The sequence below is a fragment of the Hymenobacter roseosalivarius DSM 11622 genome, from assembly GCF_900176135.1.
GTDB classification, from domain to species: Bacteria; Bacteroidota; Bacteroidia; order Cytophagales; family Hymenobacteraceae; genus Hymenobacter; species Hymenobacter roseosalivarius.
Genome location: NZ_FWWW01000008.1, coordinates 1 through 9,387, shown reverse-complemented (window position 1 = coordinate 9,387; position 9,387 = coordinate 1). Strand labels below are relative to the sequence as shown.

Sequence of the window (9,387 nt, the reverse complement as noted above, 5' to 3'; positions counted from 1 at the left end):
CCGTGCAGCCGCCCGCCTCGAAGGTGTAGCGGGGCACCGGCAGCGCGTGACGGCGGCACTCATTGATCATTTTGAGGGTGCCGCGCCCCCACGATTCAATGTAGCCCGCCCGGAACAAGGTGTTCGCCACGTCTGGGTTGAAGGGGCGGGAAGGGTGCTTGCGGGTTAGGTTCTCCACCGTCCACTGGTCGGGCAGCTGCCCCTCATTCCAGAACACCAGCCGGTCGTCGTACACGCTTATCTGCACGGGCGTGCCGCTGCTATAGTCTTTGTGGGCGAGGGCATTGAGCAACGCCTCGCGCAGGGCTTCCGGCGGGAACATAAACGCCTCCGTCCGCTGCACGCCTTCGTACCGGATGTCGGCGACCAGGTATTTAGTCAGCAGCAAGTCGAGGCCTTTTTCAATCTGGTCTAGTAACGGACCGTGTACCTCGTCCTGGTAGCGGAGGTCGTCGTCGGTGGCAAACCGGCCAATCTTTACGTAAGCCCCGGTCACGAACCGCTCCGGGAGGGGATGAAACAGCAGAATCGCGGCCCGCTTCAGGTAAGTGCCTTCCACCAGGTGCAAGTTTTCTAGTAGGGTGCTGTCCGCATCCAGCAGCACGTCGGCATCGACGCGGCCGCTGCGCCGGGCCCGCTGGCGGAACAACTCCATCGCCGGGGTGCTCAGGCTAGCGACGTCGGCCCCAGGCACGGGCACGCCGTCCCACTGCTTGCCCTGCTTGCGGAGCAGAAACTTGTCCAGGGCCGCGCCTTTTAGCTCCTGCTTGGTGCTGCCGCTACGGTAGTGGTACTGGCCTTTGTAGCTGATGGGGTACGGATACGGCTCCACCACGATGTCCAGATACGTGAGCTCGCCTTCGCTGCGACTGTGCACGTCCACCAAGATGCCGAGCAGGTCACGAACTTTGTTGGGAATTTCCTCCAGCAGCTGGCGGCTGTTAGTGATGCCCACCACCTGGCCCTGGTCATTTTTACCAATAGTCAGGGTGCCGCCCTGCGCGTTAGCAAAGCCGCAGAGCCACTTAATGTACTCATCGCGCCACGACTCTTTCCATTCCGTGTTTTGGCTTTCGTGGGCGGTTGGTGGCATTAGGACGGCGGTAACGGCAAGAGTTGAACAACCCAAATTTAAGCGTTAAACCCCGGGATACTAAAAACGATGGGCGCTACGGCTTGCCGAATACAAATTACCTAAGCACGCTAAGTTCTTTAGCTTAGATTTGAGATAGGGACGGGTTAATCTGTGCCTGATGCCGTCTACCCACTACTTGCACCAAGATGAAAATTATTCGATACAAAGTCACAAACTTCCGGTCTGTTAGGGATAGCGGCTGGATTGATTGCGACGATGTTACGACCCTTATTGGTGTCAACGAAGCCGGCAAATCAAACCTCCTGCTGGCGCTCTGGAAGCTGAATCCCGCACAGGGAGGAGCTATTAATCCGCTGCAGGATATGCCCCGGCGTCATTACGCGGAATGGCGTGACGCAGAAGAGAAGCCGGTATTTATTAAAACGCTATTTGAGCTCTCACCGGAAGAGGTGACGCAAGTAGTGAAGCTTTCCAACGCCATTCCGGCGAATGCCAGATTCGTGGAAGTTTCACGCGACTTCAGTGGCCAGCGGTTTGTGTATTTTCCGGATGCTACTACTGCTAGTGGCATTCCCGTTGAACTGGTCCGTGACATTATTGCCGCAACCCTAGAACAATTGTCAACAGCAGTTGAAATGGGCAAGGGCGAAGCGGGTATCAAAGTCAAGTCACAAGCAGTACTGACCGAAACCACGTCGCTGGTGGAAGCGGCGCAAAATGCAGCTGGCCGCATTAATGAAAAGTCACTGAATGAAGTAATTCAACACTTCTCGGGAGTGACTAGTAGTATATTGAAAGGCTCTACTGTTGCGCCGTTGATGTTGCAGGCCAAAAAGAAACTAGAAGGGCTAAAGACCGCGCTGAATAAGCCAGCCCCGCATAGTATTGAAGAAGTTCGTAAGCTCGTTGTTGCGAAGCTGCCTTCGTTCGTCTACTATTCCAACTACGGCAACCTCGATTCAGAAATTTATCTGCCGCATGTAATCAAAAACCTCAGCCGCACAGATTTGAGCGGTACAACCGAGGCTAAAACCCGGACCTTGCGGGTGCTATTCGATTTTGTGGGGTTAGACCCGAAAGAGATACTGGCGTTGGGAAACGAGGTGAAGCCTGAACAGTACCAAGAGGTTACGGAGAAGCAGATTCAGGAGGTAGCCGAGAAAAAAAAAGAGCGCGACGTGCTTCTGCAATCTGCTTCCTCCCTGCTCACCCGCAAGTTCCGGGAATGGTGGAAGCAGGGCGACTACACCTTCCGCTTCGCCGCCGATGGTAGCCATTTCCGCATCTGGGTATCTGACAACCTGCGTCCGGATGAAATTGAGTTGGAAAACCGCAGTACGGGCTTGCAGTGGTTTTTGAGTTTCTATCTAGTATTCCTGGTAGAAAGCCGCGACGCACACGAAGGGGCCGTTCTTCTACTGGATGAAGCCGGCTCGTCCTTGCACCCGATTGCTCAAAAAGACCTTAGTAAGTTTTTTGAGCACTTGGCCACGACCAATCAGATTATCAATACCACGCATTCGCCATTTCTGATTGATACAAATCATATTGACCGAGCAAAAGTGGTGTTCGTCGATGACGACGGATTTACCGTCACATCCAGTGACTTGAAAGCGCCCCAAGCTGAACAGGTTCGACAGGGACGCTCCGTGTATGCGGTGCATGCCGCGCTGAATCTGAGCATTTCGGAAGTATTTCTTCAGGGGTGCCTTTCCGTTATTGTGGAAGGCACTTCCGACCAATACTACTTGAGTGCGGTCAAGCTATTCCTCATCGGGGAGAAGCTGATTGCACCCCATCAGGAAATTGTCTTTGTGCCCTCGGGCGGGGTGCGCGGGATGCAGAGCCTGGCTTCTATCCTTTCTACTAAAGAAAATCAGCTGCCCTTTATTCTGCTGGATTCCGATAAGTCTGGTTTAGATATGCGCACCAAGCTGTTGAGTGACCTATACAAGGGCAACGATGAGCAGGTGCTTCAGGTACAAGAGTTTAATGGCTTGGCTCAGGCTGAGATAGAAGACCTCTTTCCTTTGGCGCTGCTGGAATTTGGTATCAACAAGCTATTCCGTGCCGTGGACGATGAAGCTTTTGAGGACGTGTACGACGCTAAACAGCCTATCATCAATCAAATACAGCAGTTCGCCGCTAAACATCGGGTACCATTACCCGGCGGCTGGAAAGTGGGATTGGCCAAACAAACCAAAACCCGATTGCTCCAGCGTGGCCGCCGCGATTTGACAGAGGAGGTGATTGCTGCCTGGACTGCGCTATTCCAGAGATTCCAGTAGCACTTCAGCAAGTTATTGCTTCTGAGGACAGTAGCTAAGAGCAAGGCAGTGGCTTTTTTTGAAGCTGCTGCCTTGCTCTTTATGGATTAGTTCGGGGTTTTGGCCTTCCGTACCTTCGTCCTTACACCTATTGCTAGCCCCGCATGCCCACCCTCCACTGGATTGGTAAAGACAAAGTCATCAACCACCACCAGGACGTTCCATTTCGCCTCCTCGACCACCAGTATGGGGCCCTACCCGACGGCACCCAAACCACCGAACCTACTGGCAGCGGCAACCAGATTATCCACGGCGACAATCTCGAAGCCTTAAAAGCCCTGCTGCCCCAGTACGAAGGCCGGGTGAAGTGCATCTACATCGACCCGCCCTACAACACCGGCAACGAGGGCTGGGTGTATAACGACAACGTCAACGACCCCAAAATCAAGAAGTGGCTCAGCCAGGTGGTGGGCAAGGAAGGCGAAGACCTTTCCCGCCACGATAAATGGCTGTGCATGATGTACCCGCGCCTTAAGCTGCTGCATAAGCTGCTGGCGGAAGATGGGAGCATCTGGATTTCGATTGATGATAACGAGTACCCGAACTTGAAGCTCATTTGTGATGAGATATTCGGTTCGGCCAACTTTGTGACAAATGTGATTTGGCAGAAAAACTACAGCCCAAAAAATTCGGCAAAGCACTTTTCTGTTGACCATGATTCCATTTTGGTCTATGCAAAACATGGAGAAACATGGCGGCCAAATCTTATGGCTCGTAGCGAAGAACAAGATAAAATCTACAAGAATAGAGACAACGACCCACGAGGAATATGGCGCCCTGACAACATGAGCGCCAGGAATTTTTATAGCAAAGGCACTTTTGCAATTCAATGTCCTGGAGGGAGGATTATAGATGGCCCGCCTTCCGGTAGATATTGGGTTTATTCTGAGGATAAGTTTAAAGCACTTGATGCTGATAACAGAATTTGGTGGGGAAAGGATGGGAATGGCGTACCCTCTTTAAAGCGTTTCAAAGAGGATGTTAAGCAAGGTGTTGTACCGCAAACGCTGTGGTTTTATTCTGAAGTTGGGCATACTCAAGATGCCAAAAAGGAGACGAATAAGATTCTATTTGACATAGAAACCTTTCCTACTCCAAAACCAACAAAGTTGCTGGACAGGATATTGAATATTGCCACTGACAAAGAGGCTATAATCTTGGACAGCTTCGCTGGCAGCGGCACCACGGCCCATGCCGTGCTCAAGCTCAACCAGCAGGACGGCGGCAACCGCAAGTTCATCCTCACGGAGATGGAAGACTACGCCGAGCACATCACGGCGGAACGGGTGAAGCGCGTGATGCAGGGCTACGGCGGCCAGCCCGGCACCGGCGGCAGCTTCGACTACCTCACGCTGGGCGAGCCGGTATTTACCGACAGCGGCGAGCTGAACGAGCAGGCGGGGCTGACGGGCCTGCGCCAGTACCTCTACTACGCCGAAACCAAGCAGGTCTTGCCCCCCCCAGCCCCGGCTGAGGCCGACAACGCGGCGTTTCTGGCCCGGCACGACGACACGGCCTACTACTTTCACTACGAGCCCGATGCCGTGACCACGCTCAACCACGACTTTCTGGCCACCATGCGCACCCGCGCCGGGCAGTACATCATCTACGCCGACAACTGCCTGCTCACGTCGGACTTCCTGACCCAGCACGGCATCATTTTCAAGAAAATCCCCCGCGACATTTCGCGCTTCTAACCCCTGGCCGATATGGAGCTCAAACCCTACCAGCAGGAGGTCATCACGGACCTCGCCCGCTTCCTCGACTGCGTGCAGGCCACCAAACACCTGCCCGACGCTTTTCACGACTTCTGGGCCGGGCACCCGCGCACGCCCCTGCAACCGTTTCCGGGGGCGGCCATCGAGCCCTACAAAAACACGGTCCTGGGCGTGCCGCACGTCACCGTCAAGGTGCCCACGGCCGGCGGCAAAACCTTCCTAGCGGCCAACGCCCTGCGCACCATCTTCGCCGCCTTCCCGGTGGGCCGCCCTAAAGCCGTGGTGTGGCTGGTACCTTCCATCACCATTCTGGAGCAGACGCTGCGTAACCTGAAAGACCCCGGTCACCCCTACCGGCAGAAAATCAATACTCACTTCGCCGGCCGCGTGGAAGTGTACGACAAAGCGGCCTTGCTGCAAGGCAGCGGCTTTTCGGCCAGCAGCGTGCAGGAGCAGCTGAGCCTGGTGGTGCTGAGCTTCGACAGCCTCCGGGCCAAAAACAAGGAAGACCGCAAGGTGTACCAGGAAAACGGCAACCTGCAATCCTTCGGCACCCTGCTGGGCGACGACGAGGACATCACCCTCATGCGCGTGATTCAGGCCCTGAACCCGGTGGTGGTGGTGGACGAGAGCCACAACGCGGAGAGTGACCTGAGCGTGGACATGCTCAAGAACCTCAACCCCTCGTTCATCCTCGACCTGACGGCCACGCCCCGCAAAAACAGCAACATCATCAGCTTCGTGGACGCGCTGGCGCTCAAGAAAGAGCACATGGTGAAGCTGCCCGTCATCGTCTACAATCACAACGACCGCACCGAAGTCATCAACTCGGCCCTGCAATTGCAGCGCAACCTGGAGCTACAGGCCAAGCAGGAGCAGAAAGCCGGCGGGCGCTATATCCGGCCCATCGTGCTGTTTCAGGCCCAGCCCAAAACGGCCGACGACAACACCACCTTCGAGCAACTGAAAAAGAAGCTCATCGACCTGAAAATCCCTGAAAGCCACATCCGCATCAAGACGGCCGGTCTTAACGAGCTGAAGAACGAAGACCTGGCCTCACCCAAATGCGAAGTGCGCTACATCATCACCGTGAATGCGCTGAAAGAAGGCTGGGATGCGCCCTTTGCCTACATCCTGGCCTCGCTGGCTGATAAGTCGTCGGCCGTGGACGTGGAGCAGATTCTGGGCCGGGTGCTACGCCAGCCCTACGTTGCCCCGCACGCCGCGCCTATGCTCAACATGAGCTACGTGCTGACGGCCTCCAGCAAGTTTCTGGAAACGCTCGATAAAATCGTGGTGGGCCTTAACAAGGCCGGTTTCAGCGCCCGCGACTACAAAGTAGCCGAGGCTGCCATCCTAGCCGCACCCGACCCGCTGGCCACCTTCGTGCAGGCCCCGCTCAACTTCGACGCGCCCGCCCATAGCCCGGCCGCCGATGACCTGGCCGACATCGACACCAGCCGCATTGCACCGCTGGTGCCCGCCACCGATGAAGCAGCCGCAGCCGTGTCGGTGACGGACCCGCTGCCCAGCCTGCCGGCGGCCGTCGGCTCGGTGCAGGCCATTGCCGAAGCCGCCCTAGCTCAACAGGCCGAGTTTGAGAAAACCGTGGCCGCCAGCACCGCCGGTGGGGCCATGCCCCTGCCCACCGTGCTCCAATCGCTCGTGAAGACCTACCCCATCAAGGAAATATTCCGCACGCAGGCCGCCGCCTTGGTGTTGCCGCAGTTCTTTTGGAAAAAGCCCGCCGCTAGCCTCTTTGACAGCGGCGAAGGCAGCCAGGCCGTGCTACTGGAAAAGGAATACCTGCTCGAAGGCTTCCTGCTGGGCAAGGCCGATACCAACATCAAGTTCGATGGCGTATCAGCGGAGCTCTACCGCGTGGACCTCGACGAAACCAAGCAGGAAGCCACGCCCACCTTCACGCGCATCGACGGCGACGCCAAGGAGCGCATCATGGCCTATATCCTAGACCCTAGCCGCAAAGACAGCCGGGTAAAAAACTTCACGCGCCGCATTCTCGACCTCATTGGCAACCTCTACCCTATTGCCGACAAGGAGATTGAGCGCTACGTGAAGCGCATTCTGGAAGACTTCACCGACGAGCAGTTTACTGACTTCGCCAACCACGAGTACACCTACACTGGCAAAATCAAGGACAAGATTAAGCTGCTGTCGGAGGAGTACGCTTACAAGCAATTCCGCAACTTCCTTGACCAAGACAAAGCCTTTATGCAGCCCGCTTATGTCTTCCCTACCCTGGTTTCCCCTGGCGGAACCAGCAAGGACATCACCAAGTCGCTCTATGAGCAGGAAGGCAAAATCAACGGTTTCGAGGAAAAGGTCATTAATGAAATTGCTAACCTATCTAACATTGCCTTCTGGACCCGCAACCCCGAGCGCGGCAAAGGCTTCCGCATCAATGGCTTTTTGAACCACTACCCCGACTTTATCATCCAGACCAAAAGCGGCAAAACGCTGGTGGTTGAAACCAAGGGCGACCACCTGGATGCCGAGCAGAAAATCAAGCTGGGGGCTACCTGGGCGCAGAAAGCGGGCAACGCTTATCGCTACTTCATGGTGTACGAGCGTCGCGTGGTGGATGGGGCCTACAAGCTCGACGACTTCCTGAATTTGGTAAGAGATATCTAGCGCCACTTAGACAAATGAACTGTAAGACCAACATTCCATCTAAAGCATAACTTTACGTTCAATGGACTACAAAAAGCTTAGTGCTTTACGGGATCGACTTACAGCTGTAAAACTGCCGCCTGTTGCTAAAAAAGGAACCTATCAGCATCACCAAACCGATGAGAAGACTCAGCAAGAGCTAGCGGCTATTGCAGCAGGGGCAGCAGCTTTACTTGGCAAAGCCAAATTGGTCCGAGGAGCCGCGCATCAGGAAAAACTGGTGAAGCTGGCTGGTAAGCTTAAAGCGAAAGGGCCTTACAGGAGCACGGAACGCTTGGAGGTGGCCACCCTGCGTGCCGCTCGTACAACCCTAAGCACGGCGCTTAAGGCTATTGATGCCGAAAGCCGCAACGTGTTCATCGTCCACGGCCGCGAGGAAGCTATGCGCAAAGACACTCAGGCTACCCTGCACCGCTTTGGGATTGATGGCATTGTGCTCAGCGAGGAAATAAATAAAGGCCAAACCATTATCGAGAAGTTTGATAGAGTGGCCAAGGAATGCGGTTATGCGGTTGTTTTATTTAGCCCCGATGATATCGGGGGCCTCAAAACGACGGGCAAGACCGTACCTACGCTTTCCCCACGGGCCCGCCAAAATGTAATTTTGGAGCTAGGGTACTTTGTGGGACTGCTGGGGCGTGATAAAGTATTCGTGCTCGTAGCGGGCAACGTGGAACAACCGAGCGACTTCCATGGCGTCGTGTACCAGACCTATGATAAAGCGGGTGCCTGGAAGCGCCGCCTAGCCCAGGAGCTAGGTGCCGTCGGGTTTTATATCGACCCTTCCACTCTTAAAAAAATGTAACTAGGTTGGCTCAAATTCGTATATTTGTAGCAACAGTACTCGCCACGCTTCCCATCGGAACAGCGTACCAGGGCGAGTCTTTTTTTGTCCTTCCCCCAGCGGTTGAATTATTCTTATAATTTTTGGACTACAATAAGCAAGCGGTTAGTATAGCAGACCAACTCCTTATGCTGCAGCAGCGGGGGTTGATAATCGGTGACCACGCCGAGGCCATCCGTCACCTTAATAATATCAGCTACTACCGTTTGGCAGGGTACCTGCTGCCTTTACAGGCCGACAAGCAAGCGCACATTTATAAACCGGGCAGTTGTTTTGAAACCGCCCTGGAGTTGTATCAATTCGATCAAAAGCTGCGGGTCCTCGCGTTCGACGTCATCGAGCGGATCGAAGTAAGTGTCCGCACTCGGCTGATTTACACCATGTCTCACAATCATTCTCCTTGGTGGTTTGAGGAGGTAACCCTGTTCACCAGTCCCGAAGATCACGCCGAGGCGCTAGCATCTATTGATGGTGAATTAGCGCGGTCACACGAAGAATTTATCTTAGATCACCAAGCCCGTTACAGCACCGACGTACGCCGACCACCTGCCTGGAAAACATTGGAAATAGTTACGTTAGGAACCCTCTCCCGCTTGTATGGTAACATTCGCAAGGATTTAGCGGGGCGCGATGAAATAGCCGCGCACTTCCTCGTGCCCCCGAAACAGTATTTATCGGGCTGGTTGGGGTTGCGTTAGTAGTTGGACAAAG

6 protein-coding genes are annotated in these 9,387 nt (G+C 54.9%); 5 read left to right on the top strand and 1 reads right to left on the bottom strand.

Annotated elements, in window-relative coordinates:
- The coding region (locus tag B9A24_RS00345; RefSeq protein ID WP_084443063.1) for an ATP-binding protein at positions 1-1,093 on the bottom strand (1,093 nt) is incomplete at its 3' end.
- 188 nt (positions 1,094-1,281) lie between these two features.
- On the opposite strand from B9A24_RS00345, the gene B9A24_RS00340 reads away from it, so the two are divergent.
- The 5 genes from B9A24_RS00340 to B9A24_RS00320 all read left to right on the top strand — a co-directional run bounded on the left by B9A24_RS00340 (position 1,282) and on the right by B9A24_RS00320 (position 9,374).
- Positions 1,282-3,384 carry an AAA family ATPase gene (locus B9A24_RS00340; protein WP_084443061.1) on the top strand — a complete coding sequence of 701 codons (2,103 nt, stop codon included), beginning with the start codon at positions 1,282-1,284 and terminating at the stop codon, positions 3,382-3,384.
- A gap of 143 nt (positions 3,385-3,527) precedes the next feature.
- Complete coding sequence (locus B9A24_RS00335; RefSeq protein WP_084443059.1) at positions 3,528-5,120, top strand: site-specific DNA-methyltransferase; 1,593 nt, start codon at positions 3,528-3,530, stop codon at positions 5,118-5,120.
- A gap of 12 nt (positions 5,121-5,132) precedes the next feature.
- On the top strand, positions 5,133-7,793 hold the full coding sequence (locus tag B9A24_RS00330; RefSeq protein WP_084443057.1) for a DEAD/DEAH box helicase: 2,661 nt from the start codon (positions 5,133-5,135) through the stop codon (positions 7,791-7,793).
- A 226-nt stretch (positions 7,794-8,019) separates the two neighbouring features.
- Positions 8,020-8,637 carry a TIR domain-containing protein gene (locus B9A24_RS00325; protein WP_159451892.1) on the top strand — a complete coding sequence of 206 codons (618 nt, stop codon included), beginning with the start codon at positions 8,020-8,022 and terminating at the stop codon, positions 8,635-8,637.
- Positions 8,638-8,804: 167 nt separating this feature from the next.
- Complete coding sequence (locus tag B9A24_RS00320) at positions 8,805-9,374, top strand: Abi family protein (RefSeq protein WP_234996879.1); 570 nt, start codon at positions 8,805-8,807, stop codon at positions 9,372-9,374.
- Positions 9,375-9,387 lie beyond the last annotated feature (13 nt).